General features: G+C 72.7%; 13 protein-coding genes. 8 read left to right on the top strand and 5 right to left on the bottom strand.

Translation table 11 applies throughout. From position 1 onward, the window contains the following. Positions 1–71 precede the first annotated feature (71 nt). Complete coding sequence (locus BIV25_RS03845) at positions 72–1,229, top strand: D-alanine--D-alanine ligase family protein (protein ID WP_071370697.1); 1,158 nt, start codon at positions 72–74, stop codon at positions 1,227–1,229. Positions 1,230–1,241: 12 nt separating this feature from the next. On the opposite strand, the gene BIV25_RS03840 is transcribed toward BIV25_RS03845, so the two are convergent. Together BIV25_RS03840 and BIV25_RS03835 are read right to left on the bottom strand one after the other, a co-directional pair. Beyond that, complete coding sequence (locus BIV25_RS03840) at positions 1,242–1,763, bottom strand: DUF3515 domain-containing protein (protein ID WP_071370696.1); 522 nt, start codon at positions 1,761–1,763, stop codon at positions 1,242–1,244. Between the two features lie 20 nt (positions 1,764–1,783). Then, entirely contained in the window at positions 1,784–2,017 is a 234-nt protein-coding gene (locus BIV25_RS03835; protein WP_053137604.1) for an Lrp/AsnC family transcriptional regulator, read from the bottom strand. A 247-nt stretch (positions 2,018–2,264) separates the two neighbouring features. Here BIV25_RS03835 and BIV25_RS03830 point away from each other — a divergent pair, with 247 nt between their 5' ends. Then, positions 2,265–3,230 (top strand): thiamine-phosphate kinase, encoded by a 966-nt coding sequence (locus BIV25_RS03830; protein ID WP_071370695.1) that lies wholly within the window; start codon positions 2,265–2,267, stop codon positions 3,228–3,230. Then, a complete protein-coding gene (gene thiD / locus BIV25_RS03825; protein ID WP_071370694.1) occupies positions 3,227–4,015 on the top strand; it encodes a bifunctional hydroxymethylpyrimidine kinase/phosphomethylpyrimidine kinase in 789 nt (262 codons plus the stop codon). Before BIV25_RS03830 ends, thiD begins: the two co-directional genes overlap by 4 nt. 106 nt (positions 4,016–4,121) lie before the next feature. Here thiD and rpmB read toward each other — a convergent pair whose 3' ends face one another. Next, complete coding sequence (gene rpmB / locus BIV25_RS03820; RefSeq protein ID WP_003993230.1) at positions 4,122–4,307, bottom strand: 50S ribosomal protein L28; 186 nt, start codon at positions 4,305–4,307, stop codon at positions 4,122–4,124. Between the two features lie 256 nt (positions 4,308–4,563). Here rpmB and BIV25_RS03815 point away from each other — a divergent pair, with 256 nt between their 5' ends. Beyond that, positions 4,564–6,261 (top strand): DAK2 domain-containing protein, encoded by a 1,698-nt coding sequence (locus BIV25_RS03815; RefSeq protein ID WP_071370693.1) that lies wholly within the window; start codon positions 4,564–4,566, stop codon positions 6,259–6,261. Between the two features lie 4 nt (positions 6,262–6,265). Here the strand turns inward: BIV25_RS03815 and BIV25_RS03810 are convergent, their stop codons facing one another. Both BIV25_RS03810 and BIV25_RS03805 read right to left on the bottom strand, forming a co-directional pair. Beyond that, positions 6,266–9,376, bottom strand: a complete 3,111-nt coding sequence (locus BIV25_RS03810) for a hypothetical protein (RefSeq protein WP_071370692.1) — start codon at positions 9,374–9,376, stop codon at positions 6,266–6,268. After that, entirely contained in the window at positions 9,373–11,244 is a 1,872-nt protein-coding gene (locus BIV25_RS03805) for an HSP90 family protein (RefSeq protein WP_079176415.1), read from the bottom strand. Before BIV25_RS03805 ends, BIV25_RS03810 begins: the two co-directional genes overlap by 4 nt. A gap of 223 nt (positions 11,245–11,467) precedes the next feature. Between BIV25_RS03805 and BIV25_RS03800 the strand changes: the two genes are divergently transcribed. From BIV25_RS03800 to BIV25_RS03785, 4 genes are all read left to right on the top strand, one after another. Continuing rightward, on the top strand, positions 11,468–14,704 hold the full coding sequence (locus tag BIV25_RS03800) for a helicase-related protein (protein WP_071370690.1): 3,237 nt from the start codon (positions 11,468–11,470) through the stop codon (positions 14,702–14,704). Positions 14,705–14,753: 49 nt separating this feature from the next. Next, a complete protein-coding gene (gene rsmD / locus BIV25_RS03795; RefSeq protein ID WP_071370689.1) occupies positions 14,754–15,341 on the top strand; it encodes a 16S rRNA (guanine(966)-N(2))-methyltransferase RsmD in 588 nt (195 codons plus the stop codon). 26 nt (positions 15,342–15,367) lie between these two features. After that, positions 15,368–15,847, top strand: a complete 480-nt coding sequence (coaD, locus tag BIV25_RS03790) for a pantetheine-phosphate adenylyltransferase (protein ID WP_071370688.1) — start codon at positions 15,368–15,370, stop codon at positions 15,845–15,847. Positions 15,848–15,913: 66 nt separating this feature from the next. Further along, entirely contained in the window at positions 15,914–17,005 is a 1,092-nt protein-coding gene (locus BIV25_RS03785) for an ATP synthase F0 subunit B (RefSeq protein ID WP_071370687.1), read from the top strand. Positions 17,006–17,079: the final 74 nt, after the last annotated feature.

Raw genomic sequence — 17,079 nt, 5'->3', positions numbered from 1 at the left:
CCGTCTTTGTCCGTTCCCGGGCGGAGGCGACGCTGTATCAGGGCTCTACCAACGGGTACTCTCAACGCGATATGAGCACCGAGAACCTTCCCCAGAGCCCTGAGCAGCCGTCGCGGAAGCCGCGCGTGGCCGTCGTGTTCGGCGGGCGCAGCTCCGAACACGGGATCTCCGTGGTCACCGCCGGCGCCGTCCTCAAGGCCATCGACCGGACCAAGTACGACGTCCTGCCGATCGGCATCACCCGGGACGGCCGGTGGGCCCTCACCGCCGACGAGCCGGAGCGGATGGCCATCACCGACCGCCGCACCCCCGACGTCGACGAGCTGGCGGAGTCGCACGAGGGCGGCGTGGTGCTCCCCGTCGACCCCGCGAACCGCGAGGTCGTCTACAGTGAGCCCGGCTCCGTGCCCAAGGCGCTCGGCGAGGTCGACGTCGTCTTCCCGGTGCTGCACGGCCCCTACGGCGAGGACGGCACCCTGCAGGGCCTCCTGGAGCTGTCCGGCGTGCCGTACGTGGGCGCCGGCGTGCTCGCCTCGGCCGTCGGCCAGGACAAGGAGTACATGAAGCGGATCTTCACCTCCTTCGGGCTCAAGGTCGGCCCCTACGTGGTGATCCGCCCCCGCGAGTGGGCGCAGGACGAGTCCGCCGCCCGCAGGAAGATCGTGGACTTCGCCGGCGAGTACGGCTGGCCGCTGTTCGTGAAGCCCGCGCGCGCGGGTTCCTCGATCGGCATCACCAAGGTCGACGACCTGTCCGGCCTGGACGAGGCGATCGCCACTGCCCAGCAGCACGACCCGAAGATCCTCGTCGAGGCCGCCCTGCGGGGCCGCGAGATCGAGTGCGGCGTCCTGGAGTTCGAGGACGGCCCGCGCGCCTCCGTACCGGCCGAGATCCCGCCGCCGGACACGCACGCGTACTACGACTTCGAGGCCAAGTACATCGACTCCACGCCCGGCGTCGTCCCGGCGCCGCTCACCGCCGAGGAGACCGCCGAGGTACGGCGGCTCGCGGTCGAGGCGTTCGAGGCGGCCTCCTGCGAGGGGCTGGTCCGCGCGGACTTCTTCCTCACCGAGGACGGCGAGTTCGTGATCAACGAGATCAACACCCTGCCCGGCTTCACGCCGATCTCGATGTACCCGCAGATGTGGCAGGCCACCGGGGTCAGCTACCCCGAGCTGATCGACCGCCTGGTGCAGGCCGCGCTGCGCCGCCCGACCGGGCTGCGCTGAGCGCCCCGCACGTCACCCGCGCATGGAGGCGATCCCGGTCGGGATCGCCTTCTTCACGGCCGGAGCGATGTCCGTGAGCACCGCCGTGCCCTCGTCCTGCGCGGACATCCCCTGGGGCAGGCTGATCTGCACATAGGCCACGCGGTTGGCCGTCGTGAACCGCCAGGTGCCGTCGCCCTGCTTCTCCATCAGCCAGTCGACGCCGTTCACCCCGCCCGCGATCGCGTCAGGGTCGCCCCCTTCCGCCACCTTCGGATCGACCATCTTCGGCGGCCGTACGACACCGCAGCGCAGTATGATCGCCGGGCTTCCCCAGCCCGCCGTGTAGGCGGACCGGGGTGCGGGGTCGTTGCGGCTCCGTCCGTCGAGCTTTGACGGCAGCACCTTGTGCAGGTCCCGGCACACCGGGGCCGTCTTCGCGTCGGGGGTGGGAACCGCCACCGAGCCGCTGCCGTCTGCCGAGGAACAGCCCGCGACCGCGGTCAGCAGCGCGGGCGCGAGCAGGGCGAGGGGCCGGTGACGGAAGATGTTCACCGGCCAAGCGTAGACGGGGGCTACAGATGGACGACCGGACAGGTCAGGGTGCGCGTGATGCCGTCCACTTGCTGGACTTTCGCGACCACCATCCGACCGAGGTCGTCGACCGTGTCGGACTGGGCGCGCACGATGACATCGTACGGACCCGTCACGTCCTCGGCCTGGATCACTCCAGGGATCTTGCTGATCGTCTCGGCGACGGTCGACGCCTTGCCGACCTCCGTCTGGATCAGGATGTACGCCTGTACCACGGAACCTCCAGGGCGGCCACGAGGATCATGTGGGGAAAAGGAACGCCACGGTATCGCGTCGCCGCTCCCCGAGGGGAGACCTGCGGGAACCGGGCTTGCGCGCCAGGGTGCAGGCGCGACGGAGGTTGACGGCCGACTTCGACCGGGCGACGGTCATCTCGACCGTATCGGGGACACTGATGACGCGCGACCGGGCACGACTGACGCGCGACGGGGTACGACCAGGGACAGAAGGGGAGCAAGGGAAATGAAGGGCACTGTTGGTGAGCTCGGGGAGTTCGGGCTCATCAGGGAGCTCACCTCCCGTCTCACCACCACCCCGGCGGTACGGATCGGCCCCGGCGACGACGCCGCGGTGGTCGCCGCGCCCGACCGGCGCGTGGTGGCGAGCACCGACATCCTGCTGGAGGGGCGGCACTTCCGCCGCGACTGGTCCACGGCCTACGACGTGGGCCGCAAGGCGGCCGCCCAGAACCTCGCCGACATCGCCGCCATGGGTGCCGTGCCGACCGCGCTGCTGCTCGGCCTGGTCGTGCCCGCCGAACTCCCGGTGACCTGGCCGAGCGAGCTGATGGACGGCCTGCGCGACGAGTGCCAGGTCGCGGGCGCCTCGGTGGTCGGCGGGGACGTCGTACGCGGCGACACGATCATGGTGTCGATCACCGCGCTCGGCGATCTGCGCAACCAGGAGCCCGTCACGCGCGCGGGAGCCCAGCCCGGCGACCTGGTGGCCGTCACGGGCTGGCTGGGCTGGTCCGCGGCCGGTTACGCGGTCCTCTCGCGCGGCTTCCGTTCCCCGCGCGCCTTCGTCGAGGCCCACCGCCGCCCCGAGCCCCCGTACCACGCGGGCCCGGCCGCCGCCGGGCTCGGCGCGACCGCGATGTGCGACGTGAGCGACGGACTGATCGCCGACCTCGGGCACATCGCCGAGGCCAGCAAGGTGCGCATCGACATCCGATCCGGCGCGATCGACATCCCGACCCAGATGAACGACATCGGTCAGGCCGTGGGCGTCGACCCGCTCCAGTGGGTGCTGAGCGGGGGAGAGGACCATGCGATCGTGGCGACCTTCCCGCCGGACACCAAGCTGCCGGCCCGCTGGAAGGTCATCGGCGAGGTCCTCAACCCCTCCGCGCTGCCCCAGGTGACCGTCGACGGGGCGCCCTGGACCAGCAAGGGCGGCTGGGACCACTTCGGGGACATCGAGTCATGAGCCTGCCCAGGGTTCTCACGGTGGCCGGCTCGGACTCCGGCGGCGGCGCGGGCATCCAGGCCGACCTGAAGACGATGCTGGCGCTCCGCGTGCACGGCATGAGCGTGATCACGGCCGTGACCGCACAGAACTCGCTGGGCGTGCAGGGCGTCTGGGAACTGCCCGAGGCGGCGGTGCGGGCCCAGTACCGCAGCGTCGTGGACGACATCGGCGTCCAGGCCGTGAAGACCGGCATGCTGGCCTCGGCGGAACTGGTCAGGACGGTCGCCGAGTTGATCTTGGGGACGGACGCCCCGGCCGTGGTCGACCCGGTCGGCGTCTCCAAGCACGGCGACCCGCTGCTGGCCGCCTCCGCGCTGGACTCCGTGCGCACGAAGCTGCTCCCGGCGGCCACCGTGGCGACTCCGAACCTCGACGAGGTGGCCCAACTCACAGGGGTACGCGTCGAGTCGGAGGACGATCTGCCCCGGGCCGCGGCGGCCGTGCTGGAGTACGGGCCGCGCTGGGTGCTGATCAAGGGCGGGCATCTGCCCGGAGATGCCGTTGATCTGCTCACCGACGGCACGGACGAGTACCGCTACCGCGCGCCCCGCCACGACAACCGGCACACGCACGGTACGGGCTGCACACTGGCCTCCGCGATCGCGTCGGGGCTGGCGAAGGGACAGAGCGTGCCGGAGGCCGTCACGGCGGCCAAGGAGTACGTCACGGGCGCGATCGCGGCCGGGTTCGCGCTGGGCGCGGGGATCGGGCCGGTGGACCACGGCTGGCGCTTTCGGGACTGAGGCGCGGGTGTGGCGTCGAGGCGCGGGTACGGCAAAAAGCCGGCCCACCGTGAGGTGGACCGGCTCAGTGCAGCGAACCAGCAGTGGCCGCGCGCTTAGCTGTGCGTCAGCGCGAGACCTTGCCGGCCTTGATGCACGAGGTGCAAGCGTTCACGCGCTTCGGCGTCCCGCCGACCACGGTACGCACACGCTGGATGTTCGGGTTCCAGCGGCGGGACGTACGGCGGTGCGAGTGCGAGATGTTGTTGCCGAAGCCCGGCCCCTTGCCGCAGACGTCGCAGTTGGCAGCCACGGGTCACTCCAAAGACTTCAGATGCACTTACGGTTAATCCCGGCATGCCGGGATCGAGATCGTACGACCTGAATCTGAGTGGCGTTGCCAGGGGAACGGCCCGATGTGGATCGGGCAACCGGAGCAGCATACAACGACTGCGTCCGTGCAACGAAACTACCATGGCGGCGCAGGCCCCCGCCCCGGCCCTCTTCCGCCGGACACCGGCCCGGGGTCTACGCTGCGTCCCACGTACGGCCGGCTCAAGGAGGCGCAGGTGGCGCAGGTGCCGCAGACATTCTTCGATGCTCTCGCGGTGCGCACCTGGTGCGGTCTGGCGCTCGGCGCACTGGGCCGGGCACGCGAGGAGATCGACGCCATCAACGTCTACCCCGTGGCCGACGGGGACACCGGCACGAACCTCTACCTCACCCTGGAATCGGCGGCGACGGCCGTGGAGGCCGTGTTCGCCGGGTACGAGACGGGATCCGGGTCCGGCCCCGCTCCGGGCGCCGGGGAGCCGTCCCTCGCGGACGCCGTGCACGCGATGGCCCACGGCGCGCTCATCGGGGCACAGGGCAACTCCGGGACGATCCTCGCGCAGCTCCTGCGGGGGATGGCCCAGGTGCTCGCGCAGGACGGCGAGGCCGCTCGCGTCGACGGCGCCGGGCTGAGGCGGGCACTGCGGCAGGCCGCCGACTCCGCCCGGCAGGCCGTGGCCCACCCCGTCGAGGGCACCGTGCTGACGGTCGCCTCGGCCGCCGCCGACGCCGCCGAGGGGACCGAGGGCGACTGCGGGGCGGTCGCGTGGTCGGCCTACGAGGGCGCACGGGCGGCCCTGGCGGCCACTCCGGGCCAGCTGGCGGTGCTGGGCCGGGCCGGGGTGGTCGACGCGGGCGGACGCGGCCTCGTGGCCGTCCTGGGCGCGCTCGTGGAGGCGTTCACGGGGGAGGCGGTACGGGAGGCGCCGGGGGCCCCCGCCGCTTCCGGGGGCCACCCGCGCGTAGCGGCCGTTTCCGGGGCGGGGCCGTGCGACGACGGGCCCGGCACGGACGGCCCCGCCTACGAGGTGATCTATCTCCTGGAGGCCGGGAACGGCGCCGTGGCCCGGCTCCGGGAACGGCTCGACGCACTCGGCGACTCCCTGGTCGTGGTCGGCGGCGACGGGCTGTGGAACGTCCACGTGCACGTCGACGACGCCGGTGCCGCCGTGGAGGCGGGCGTGGAGGCCGGGCGGCCGTACCGGATCCGGATCACGCACTTCGGACTCGGGGACGCGCACACCGGGCGCGGCCGGCCGCCACGCGAGCGCGTGCAGCGGGCCGTCGTCGCCGTCGTGCCAGGGGAGGGCCTGGCCGGGCTGTACGCCGAGGCCGGCGCGACCACGGTCCTCGCGCGCCCCGGGGAGCCGCCCGCCAGCGGGGAGCTGGTGCAGGCCGTTCGGCGGGCCCACGCGCGCGAGGTCGTCCTGCTGCCCAACGACGCCGAGCTGCGCCACACGGCCGCCGCGGCCGCCGAGCAGGCCCGCACCGAGGGCATCCGGGTGGCCCTGATCCCGACCCGCTCGGCGGTCCAGGGCATCGCCGCGCTCGCCGTGCACGAGCAGGGGCGCCGCTTCGACGAGGACGTCGTCCAGATGACCTCGGCGGCGGGCGCCACCCGCTACGCCGAGGTGGCCGTCGCCGAGCACGAGTCCTGGACGACGGCCGGCATCTGCCAGGCCGGGGACGTCCTCGGCCTCATCGACGGCGACGTGGCGGTGATCGGCGCCGACGTCACCGCCACCGCCGTCACCGTCCTCGACCGCATGCTCCAGGCCGGTGGCGAGCTGGTCACCCTCGTCGTCGGCGACGAGGCCCCCGAGACCGTCGCCGAGCGCCTTGAAGCCCGGGTCCGGGAGTCCTACCTCGCCGTGGACACGGTGGTGTACCGGGGCGGCCGGCAGGGCGCGCTGCTGCTCATCGGTGTGGAGTGAGAGTTCACCGCTCCAGCTCCAGCAGCTCCGCCGCCTGCGCCCGCCGCTCCCGCACCGTCTCGTCCTCGGCGTCGTCGGTGTCCTCGGCGGCGCTCTCGTAGGCTTCGAGCACCGCACGCGCGCGTGCGACCGCCTCGGCGGGCCGGCCGAGGTCGGCCTCCAGCCGGCCCGCGGCGAGCTCGGCACCGGTACGACTGTGCAGCCCGTCCGCGCCGAGCGTGCCGAACAGCGCCGCCGCCCGGTCCAGCTGCGCCAGCGCGGCCTCGAACACGCCCTGGACCACACGGTCTTCGACCTCCTCGGCCTCCTCAGCTTCCTCGGCCGCCGAGCGGGCCAGCAGCTCACCGAACTGGTGGTGCGTGGCGCCCAGTTCGGCGGTGAGCTGCTCCCGGACCACCGGATCCGCCGCGGCCTCCCGTGCGGCCTCGCAGGTACGCACCGCCTGCGCCATCAGCTCCCGTGCACCCTGTGCACCGGACTCCGCGCGCAGCGCCAGCCACGCGCGGGCGCGCAGCGAGCGCACGAGGAAGTGCGGGTTGCCCAGCGCCCGCCACAGCTCGCCCGCGCGCGTGTACGCCTGCTCCGCCTCGTCCAGCAGCCCGGCGTTGCCCAGGGACTCCGCGGCGAGATGGGCGAGCGTGGCGTGGTCCTGCTGCTCGGGCCAGTGCCGGGCGAACTCGACGGCCCGCAGCCGGCGTTCGGCGGCTCCCTGGTGATCGCCCAGCGCGCTCAGGCAGTCGCCGAGCCACCACAACGCCTGGACGACGGGCCCGTCGCCGTGCGTCTCGGCCGACAGGTCCGCCAGGGCCGACTCCAGTACCTCGGCGGCCTCCGCGCAGCGGCCCTGGCGCAGCAGGAAGCCGCCCAGCTGCTGGCGCGCCCAGGCGCCCAGCGTGCCGCTCTCGCCCGCCTCGTCGGCCCAGTGCGCGGCCTGCAGGGCCTGCTCGGCGGCCTCGACGACATCGTCGCGCCCGCCGACGACCTCGGCGAGCTGGAGATGCAGCTGGGCCCGCCCGACCGGCTCCACGTACGCCCCGCCGTGCTCCAGCGCGGACCGCAGCGCGCGCTCGGCCGCGTCCGCGTCACCCGCCTGATGCGCGAGGGCGGCGACCTGTACCTCGTACTCGACGGCGAACCACGGCAGCCCGGCGTCGACATAGGCGGCGGCCGCCTCGCGGAACGACGCCGCAGCCCGCCCGGCGTCCCCGCGCACACCCGCCAGCTCGGCCAGCATCGCCCGCGCCTCCGCGGCCCGCGCGGCCAGCCGCACATCGTCCGCACCCCGCCCGTCCACGAGAGCGAGCACCTCCCGCACGGCCCGCTCGGCCCGCCCCACGGCATCACCCCCCACCGCCACCCCGAACCCACCCGTACGGGCCGCTTCGGCCGCCGGTCCGCCGGTTGCCTGCCGCTCGGCTTCGGCCTCCTCGCGTGTGGGCTTCCCGGCCGTGGGCTCCTCGCGTGCCGGGGTGTCGAACACGGTTCCCTCGTGCACGCCGCGCAGCAGAATCCGGGCTCGGCTCATCGCCACCGACGCTGTCTGCCGGACTCCGGTGCCCTCCTCGGCGTACAGGGCGAGGATCTCGTCGTACAGGGCCGTGACGGAGGCCAGGGCCGCCGGCACCTCGCCCGTCAGGGCGCGGACGTAGGCGCCACGCGCGCGTGCGCCCAGGGCCTCGCCGGGGTCGTCCGCCTCGGCGTACAGCTCCGCCGCCCGGGCGAACAGCGCGACACCCTCGGGGCCGCGGGCCATCGCCTCGTGGTCGGTGATCTCCGCGCGGGCCCGGGCATCCAGCTCCGCGCCCGGTGCCGCCCGAGCGACCGCCGCCCAGGCCTCCAGAGCGTGCGGGCGCAGCGTCTCCGACAGGCTCCGGGCCTCGGCGAGCAGGGCGGGCAGGCCGGGTGCCGCCGCCGTACCGGAGGGCGCGGGCGGGGCCACCGGCGCCGGTGCGGTGCGGGGCGTACGGACGCCCAGCGGGAGCCGGTCGGCGAGCGGCCGCTGGGCCATACGCGCGCGTGCCCGCTCACCGACGTACGCCGTGCCGTTGCGCCGGTCGAACCGCTCGGCCAGCGCCAGCGCCTCCGCGCGCGCGTGGACCGCGAGTTCGCCCGCCGTCCAGGTCCGCCCGGCCGGCCCCGGCACCCGCCGGCCGCCGAGGCCCAGCTCGGTCAGCCGGTCCATGAGCAGCGTCACCACGGACATGAAGTCCAGCAGGCTGCGCGGATGCCCGGTGTCCGTGAAGTACGCCGGCCGCTCGGCGAGCAGCTCCAGACCGCGCGCCTCGTTGCCGCTGAGCACGCAGAACTCCAGATGGTCGGCGTACGCACCCCGCATCGACTCCATCGGGCGTACGAGGCGAAAGCCCCGCAGGTGATGCGCCCGGGCCTCCGCCACGCGGCCCAGGCGCAGCAGCGGGGCCAGCGACGACGCCAGCACGGTGTGGGGTTCGTGCGCACACGCGTACTCGCCCTCCAGCACCGGCCGCCACAGCTCCAGCGCCGCCTCGTCCCGGCCGAGCGTCACCTGCCATTCGCCCTGCCCGTGCAGCTCGCAGGCGTGGCAGTCGGCCATCTCGTCCCGGTCGGCGGCCAGCCACGCGGCGTACGCCCGCTCCGCGCGCGCGTGGTCGCCGACGTGCGCGGCCACGCTGAACTCCGCGCTGCGCACGGCCCGTTCGGAGTGCCCGGCGATCCGGTAGCGGTGCGCCATCTCGCCGAGCCACTTCTCGACCGAGGCGAGCGGCACGTGCGGCTGGTCCAGCATGCCCGCCGACATCCACTTGAAGACCCAGTGCAGTGAGTGCGCCTCGTACGCGTCGAAGTCCTCGGGCCGTTCGTCCCACATGCGCAGCAGCCGCGCGAACGGGACGAACATCTTGTCCTTCTCGGAGCTGTAGTTGTAGACCTTCAGCTGGTGTCCGAGCGCCTCGATCACGGCGAGCGGGACGTCCAGCCGCTCGGCGTCGGCCAGCAGCCGCTCCGCGCGCGCGTTGCGGGCGGGACCCTCCGGCTGCTCGGAGTTCTCCGCCAGCGCCCGGCGCAGCGCGTCGAAGTCCGTGATCCCGTCGGCCCCCCACGTCCCTTCCGTCCCCGCGGTCCCGTCGATTCCGCTCATCGGTGATCGCCCTCTTCCCGAGCCCCCTGAGCGGACTCTCCGTGCGTGGCCCATTCGAGGAGGCCGAGGAACGCCCGGTTGAGCAGCGCCGAGTCGGCCGGCCGCAGCGGGCGCTGCGCCATCAGCAGGGCCTGCCCGTACAGCGACTCGGTGGCGGTGCCGATCAGTTCCGGGTCCGCCAGCGAACCGATGCGCCGCACCAGCGGGTTGAGATGGTTGAGCACCAGACGCGCGCGCGGGGCGCTGCCGCGCAGCGAGCCCAGGATGCCCGCCCACAGGTCGTCGGCCCGCTCCTCGGCGTCCGCGCGGGCCTGCTCGTGCCGGGCGGACCGGTCGTCCAGGTGCAGCGCGGGCACGGACAGGGGGTGGAAGGACCGCAGGACGACGTCACAGCCCAGCGGGTCGAGCTTCGCGCGCGCGGCGGCCAGGAAGCCCGACAGGGCCAGCTCCTCGGCCGGGTGCACGCAGTCCAGGTGCGCGGTCACGGTGTCCGCGTCCAGCTCGGCGACCGCCGTCCCCGGCCGCACCGACGGCAGCGCCTCGACCAGCTCGCTGTCGTACGTGTAGCCGCCGTTGACGACGCCCACGCCCTGCGCGGACGCGATCGGCGCGACCTGCCGGTACTCCTCCACGGTCCGCGTGAAGTGCACCACTGGGTGGCGCTGCGCGAACTCCTCCAGGGACAGCTGCCCGTCGGTCGTCTCGAACGGCAGCCACGGCAGCATCGTGCGCAGCATCCCGGCATCGTGCCGGGCCAGGGACTTGACCCCCAGGTGGTGCACGGCGAGGAAGGCTCGCAGCCGCTCCGGGTCACCGGCGGCGAGCCCCGTGAGCCAGGAGCGGATCCGTTCGCCGAGCGCGTCGCGGACGGCGGCCAGCGTCTCGTCCTCGTACAGCGACTCGCGCGAGGCCGTGGGCCGCAGGCTGTCGGTGTCCAGCACGCAGCGCACGAAGAACGCCCAGTCCGGCAGCACCTGTTCGGCCCGCTCGGTCAGCAGCATGCCCTTGAGATGCACCCGGTGACGCGCCCGCTGGGCCGGACCGACCGAGGCCGGCAGCACGTACGCCACCCCGCGGATCCCGGCCAGCGGCAGGTCCAGGTCGATCGAGTCGAGCGGCGCGAACCCGAACAGCTCCTGGCAGTGCCGGGCCAGCGCCACCCTGCGGCCCGCCGGACCGGGATACGACCGGTCCCAGGGCGCGGGCAGCTCGGTGACCGGCTCCTCGCCGACCCGGACGTCGTACGGCAGCAGCGAGCCGAAGTCCCGGGCCAGGGTCAGGACCCGCTCGGGCGCGAGCCACTCGGCGGCGCCCGGACGCGCGGTCAGGTACACGGTGGTGCCCGGCTCGGGCCGCGCCGAACCGTCCAGCGTGCGCACGGTGTACGAGCCGTCGTCGCGCGCCGTCCACTCGACCGGCGGCGCGTCGGGCGTACGGGCGCTGCGGCTGACCACGCGGATCCGCTCGGCGACCACGAAGCAGGCGAGCAGTCCGATGCCGAACTGCCCGAGGAAGCCGGAGCGGGCCTCCCGCAGGCCCTCGGCCCGCTTGGAACTGCGCCCGATGGTGGCCAGCAGCTCGTGCACGTCCGCCTCGGTGAGCCCGATGCCGCTGTCCTCGACGCGCAGCCCGCCGTCCGCCGGGTGCAGCCGGACCAGCGCCGGCGCGTCCGGCTGTTCGGCCCGCCGCGCGGTGACCGCGTCGACCGCGTTCTGCAGCAGCTCGCGCAGATAGACCTTGGGGCTGGAGTACAGGTGATGGGAGAGCAGATCCACCAGACCGCGCAGGTCGACCTGGAACGTGTGAGGTGGGTGAGGTTGGTGGGATGACCGGGATGCCTGGGATGACTGTGAGGTCTGGGAGTCCATCGTCACTGCGCCGGAGGGGGGACGCGTGCGGCGCGGGGTCGGGCGGTCCCGGACGGGCCGGTGACCGCGAAAGGGGGCCGGAGCGCGCCATCCTAGGGCCGGATCAGCGCACCTGACCAGGGCTTTCCCCGATTTTGACGGCGTGGCGGGGCGAATGCGCAGGGCAGCGCGCACGGCGGCCGGGCCGGGCGGTGCTACGGCATTGTCAGTGCCGTGGTGTGCAATGGATCTCGTGCCCGCACTGGAAGAACCCCTGAAGCAGCCCCTGAAGTCAGTGCTCGGCCCCGCCACCGCGAAGGTGATGGCCGAGCACCTCGGCCTGGACACCGTCGGCGACCTGCTGCACCACTACCCGCGCAGATACGAGGAGCGCGGCCAGCTCACCCACCTCGCCGACCTCCCCATGGACGAGCACGTCACGGTGGTCGCCCAGGTCGCCGACGCCCGGCTGCACACGTTCGCCTCCGCCAAGGCCCCGCGCGGCAAGGGCCAGCGTCTGGAGGTCACGATCACCGACGGCAGCGGCCGGCTCCAGCTGGTCTTCTTCGGCAACGGCGTGCACAAGCCGCACAAGGAACTGCTGCCGGGCACGCGCGCGTTGTTCGCCGGCAAGGTCTCCGTCTTCAACCGCCGTCTCCAACTGGCCCATCCCGCCTACGAACTGCTGCGCGGCGACAGCGAGGAGACGGTCGAGAGCTGGGCCGGCGCCCTGATCCCGATCTACCCGGCCACCGCCAAGCTGGAGTCCTGGAAGATCGGCAAGGCGGTCCAGACGGTGCTGCCCACCGCCCAGGAGGCCGTCGACCCGCTGCCGGGCTCCCTCCTCGAAGGACGCGGCCTGCTCCCGCTCCCCGAGGCACTGCTCAAGATCCACCGCCCGCACACCAAGACGGACATCGCCGACGCCCGCGCCCGGCTGAAGTGGGACGAGGCCTTCGTCCTCCAGGTGGCCCTGGCCCGCCGCCGCCACGCGGACGCCCAGCTCCCGGCCGTCCCCCGCAGGCCCCGGCCCGACGGCCTCCTCACGGCCTTCGACGACCGCCTCCCCTTCACCCTCACCGAGGGCCAGCAGAAGGTCTCCCGCGAGATCTTCGACGATCTGGCGACGGAGCATCCGATGCACCGCCTGCTCCAGGGCGAGGTGGGATCGGGGAAGGCCCAGCCACTGGACTCGCTCGTCCTGACGCCCATGGGGTTCAGGCGGATGGGAGACGTGAGGGTGGGCGACGAGGTCGTCGTGCCCGACGGAGACGTCGCCCTGGTCGACGGGGTCTTCCCGCAGGGAGAGCGCGAAGTGTGGCGCATGGTGTTCTCCGACGGGAGCTCCGTGGAATGCGATGACGAGCACCTCTGGATCGTCGGCACGGGTTGCGGGTGGCATCGCGGTCAGCCGCCGGAGGTGATGACCGCGAGGGAGATCCGGCACGACCTCTTCGAAGCCGACGGCTCGTCGAAGTGGTACATCCCGGCGGCCACGCCGGTGGACCTCGGCGATGACTCGGGACTCCCGCTGGACCCGTATCTGTTCGGACTCCTCCTGGGCGATGCTTCGTTCCGGCACGACCTGCGCCTGTCCACCGCGGACGCGGAGATCCACGACGCCGTCGCGGCTTCCGTGGCTCCGGACTGCCGCCTCGTGGCGGTCCAGGGCTCCCGGTGCGACTACACGATCCAGCCGGCGCAGCGCGCGGGCGGCGTCCGGAACCCGGTGATCCAGGTCCTGCGTGACCTCGGTCTCTGGGGCCTGACGTCCCACGACACGTTCATCCCCGACGACTTCAAGAACGCGTCGGTCAAGAACCGGCTCGCCCTCCTGCAAGGGCTGCTGGACACCGATGGCACGATTCACCGGGACGGGATGAGCATCTCCCTGTGCTCGGCCTCGCGCAGGCTCGCGGATGACGTCGCCTGGATCGTGCGGTCATTGGGCGGCCGGGCGCGGGTGCTGCCGAAGGGATCCGCCTTCGACGTCTCGGTCGCGCTGCCCGAGGAGTTCGCCCCCTTCCGGCTCACACGCAAGGCCGAGCGCATGCGACCACGTCCGAAACACAACACCTTCAGGCGTGGCATCCGGGCGGTGGAGCATGTGGGCCGGAAACCGGTCCAGTGCATCAGCGTCGCGCACTCCAGTCACGCGTATGTCACCGACCACTTCGCGGTGACCCACAACACCATGGTCGCCCTGCGCGCCATGCTCGCCGTGGTCGACGCGGGCGGGCAGGCGGCCATGCTCGCGCCCACCGAGGTCCTCGCCCAGCAGCACCACCGGTCGATCACGGAGATGATGGGCGAGCTGGCCGAGGGCGGCCTGCTGGGCGGCGCCGAGCAGGCCACCAAGGTCGTGCTGCTCACCGGCTCCATGGGCGCCGCCGCCCGCCGCCAGGCCCTGCTCGACCTGGTCACCGCCGAGGCCGGCATCGTCATCGGCACGCACGCGCTCATCGAGGACAAGGTCCAGTTCCACGACCTGGGCCTGGTCGTGGTCGACGAACAGCACCGCTTCGGCGTCGAGCAGCGCGACGCCCTGCGCGGCAAGGGCAGGCAACCGCCCCACCTCCTCGTCATGACGGCCACCCCCATCCCGCGCACGGTCGCCATGACCGTCTTCGGCGACCTGGAGACCTCGGTCCTCGACCAGCTCCCGGCCGGCCGCTCACCCATCGCCAGCCATGTCGTCCCGGCCGCCGACAAGCCCCACTTCCTCGCCCGCGCCTGGGAGCGGGTCCGCGAGGAGGTGGCCAACGGCCACCAGGCGTACGTCGTCTGCCCCCGCATCGGCGACGACATCGACGAGACGGACGCGAAGAAGGCCAGGAAGAAGTCCCCCGAGGACGAGGCGGAGAAGCGCCCGCCGCTGGCCGTGCTGGACGTGGCCGACCAACTGGCCAAGGGCCCCCTCCAGGGCCTCGCGGTCGAGGTGCTGCACGGCCGTATGCACCCCGACGACAAGGACGCGGTCATGCGCCGCTTCGCGGCCGGCGAGACCGACGTCCTGGTGGCCACCACGGTCATCGAGGTCGGTGTCAACGTCCCCAACGCCACGGCCATGGTCATCATGGACGCCGACCGCTTCGGCGTCTCCCAGCTCCACCAGCTCCGCGGCCGCGTCGGCCGCGGCTCCGCCCCCGGCCTGTGCCTGCTGGTCAGCGAGATGCCCGAGGCCAGCGCGGCCCGCCAGCGGCTGAACGCCGTCGCCGCCACGCTCGACGGCTTCGAGCTCTCCCGCATCGACCTCGAACAGCGCCGCGAGGGCGACGTCCTCGGCCAGGCCCAGTCCGGCGCGCGCACCAGCCTGCGCGTCCTCGCGGTCATCGAGGACGAGGAGGTCATCGCGGAGGCGCGGCAGGAGGCGACGGCGGTGGTGACGGCGGACCCGGAGCTGGAGCACCTGCCGGGCCTGCGCACGGCTCTGGCCGCCCTGCTGGACGACGAGCGGGAGCAGTACTTGGAAAAGGGATGAAGCGGCCTGCCACACTGAATCCGTCACCACCCCCGACCAAGGACCGAAGATGACCCGCGTGATCGCCGGCGCAGCCGGCGGACGTCGCCTGGCGGTACCGCCAGGCACCGGAACCCGGCCCACCTCCGACCGCGCCCGCGAAGGTCTCTTCTCCACCTGGCAGTCCCTCCTCGGCGGCCCCCTCGACGGCGAACGGGTCCTCGACCTCTACGCCGGCTCGGGCGCCGTGGGCCTGGAGGCACTCTCCCGCGGCGCGAGCCACACACTCCTCGTGGAAGCGGACACCCGTGCGGCGAGGACCGTCCGCGACAACGTCAGGAGCCTCGGCCTGCCCGGCGCCGAGGTGCGAGCGGGCAAAGCGGAACAAGTCATCAGAACCGCACCCCCCGCCGAGCCGTACGACCTCGTCTTCCTCGACCCTCCCTACGCCGTCACGGACGACGATCTTCGCGAGATTCTGCTCACACTCCGCTCGGAGGGCTGGCTCAGCGAAGAAGCCCTCGTCACCGTGGAGCGCAGCACCAGAGGCGGAGAATTCCGCTGGCCCGACGGATTCGTACCACTGAGGTCCCGTCGCTACGGCGAGGGAACGTTTTGGTACGGTCGCGCCGCCTCTACGTGCGAAGACGCACGATGACCGGACCGGAGAGCGAGGGATCACAAGTGCGCCGCGCCGTCTGTCCCGGGTCGTTCGACCCCATCACCAACGGACACCTCGACATCATCGCCCGTGCCTCGCGCCTCTACGACGAGGTCTACGTCGCGGTGATGATCAACAAGTCCAAGAAGGGCCTGTTCGAGATCGAGGAGCGGATCGAGCTGATCCGCGAGGTCACCGCCGAGTACGACAACGTGCGCGTCGAGGCCTTCCACGGCCTCCTGGTCGACTTCTGCAAGCAGCGTGAGATCCCGGCCATCGTGAAGGGCCTGCGCGCCGTCAGCGACTTCGACTACGAACTGCAGATGGCCCAGATGAACATCGGGCTCACGGGCGTCGAGACGCTGTTCGTGCCCACCAACCCCACCTACAGCTTCCTGTCCTCCTCCCTGGTGAAGGAGGTCGCGGCCTGGGGTGGCGACGTCTCGCACCTGGTGCCCGCCCCGGTGCTGGAGGCCCTCAACAAGCGCCTGCACAAGGACTGATGGGACGGAGGGGACTACAGTCGTCCCGTCCGTCTCCAACCCGGCTGTAGAGAGTGGCGAGCACAGGTGGACGTGCAGAAGAAGCTCGACGAGATCGTCTCCGCGGTGGCCGGCGCCCGGGCCATGCCCATGTCGGCCTCGTGCGTGATCAACCGCGCCGAGCTGCTCGCGATGCTGGAAGAGGTGCGCCAGGCCCTGCCCGGCTCCCTCGCGCAGGCGCAGGAGCTGATCGGCGGCCGTGACCAGATGGTCGAGCAGGCCCGCCAGGAGGCCGAGCGGATCATCGAGGGCGCGCACGTCGAGCGCGGCTCGCTGATCTCCGACACCGAGATCGCCCGCCGCTCCCAGACGGAGGCCGACCGGATCCTCACCGAGGCCCGCCAGGAGGCCGAGGAGGTCCGCGCCGAGGCCGACGACTACGTCGACTCCAAGCTCGCCAACTTCGAGGTCGTCCTCACCAAGACCCTCGGCTCGGTCGGCCGCGGCCGCGAGAAGCTGCTCGGCACCGGCCCCGGCCTGGACGAGAACGGCTACGAGGACGAGGACGCCCCCGAGCGCAGCCATGACCCGGAGACCCTGCGCCACACCGCCGACCAGTACGTCGACGCGAAGCTGGGCGCCTTCGAGGCGGTCCTCGCCAAGACCCTGGAGGCCGTCGGCCGCGGCCGGCAGAAGCTGCACGGCCGGATCGCCACGGACGACCTCGGCGCCCTCGCCGACGACACCACGACCTTCCAGCACTCCAGCGACGCCGACTACCTCGCCGACCTCGCGGCCCTCGCCGAGCAGGACGCCCCGGCCGAGCGCCAGGACCGGTCGGCGCAGCAGCCCCAGCAGCCGTCGTACGAGCCGCAGCCGGCGTACGGCTACCAGCAGCAGCCGGACCCGTACTCCCCCACCTCCGACTACGCTCCGGCGGGAGGTGCCCCCGGCTTCCCGCAGCAGACCCAGTCCGGCTACGGCTACCAGCAGGCCGACCCCTATGCCTACCAGGGCTCCTACGACCCCCAGCAGGCCGCCTACGACCCCCAGCAGATCCAGCAGCCCCACCAGCATCAGGGGCAGCAGGGCTACGCCCTCGACGAGACCAGCCTCTTCGACACCGGCATGATCAGCGCGGAGCAGCTGCGGGCCTACGAGCAGGGCCGGGGCCTGTAGAAACGGCCGGATTGGGCCGAGAGCGAATGGTCCAGTATCCTGGCTCTTCGGTCGCGCGTATGTCCGCGATCAGC

This window comes from Streptomyces sp. MUSC 14 (assembly GCF_001866675.1).
Classification (GTDB): Bacteria; Actinomycetota; Actinomycetes; order Streptomycetales; family Streptomycetaceae; genus Streptomyces.
Note: the sequence above shows the minus strand (reverse complement) of the source record. Positions and strands in the feature narration are given on the sequence as shown.

Bases quoted from the DNA above. Each gene is read 5' to 3' on its own strand.
- BIV25_RS03810 (WP_071370692.1), bottom strand. From the start codon at position 9,376: ATGAGCGGAATCGACGGGACCGCGGGGACGGAAGGGACGTGGGGGGCC.
- BIV25_RS03800 (WP_071370690.1), top strand. From the start codon at position 11,468: ATGGATCTCGTGCCCGCACTGGAAGAACCCCTGAAGCAGCCCCTGAAG.
- BIV25_RS03845 (WP_071370697.1), top strand. From the start codon at position 72: ATGAGCACCGAGAACCTTCCCCAGAGCCCTGAGCAGCCGTCGCGGAAG.
- rsmD (WP_071370689.1), top strand. From the start codon at position 14,754: ATGACCCGCGTGATCGCCGGCGCAGCCGGCGGACGTCGCCTGGCGGTA.
- thiD (WP_071370694.1), top strand. From the start codon at position 3,227: ATGAGCCTGCCCAGGGTTCTCACGGTGGCCGGCTCGGACTCCGGCGGC.
- BIV25_RS03830 (WP_071370695.1), top strand. From the start codon at position 2,265: ATGAAGGGCACTGTTGGTGAGCTCGGGGAGTTCGGGCTCATCAGGGAG.
- BIV25_RS03805 (WP_079176415.1), bottom strand. From the start codon at position 11,244: ATGGACTCCCAGACCTCACAGTCATCCCAGGCATCCCGGTCATCCCAC.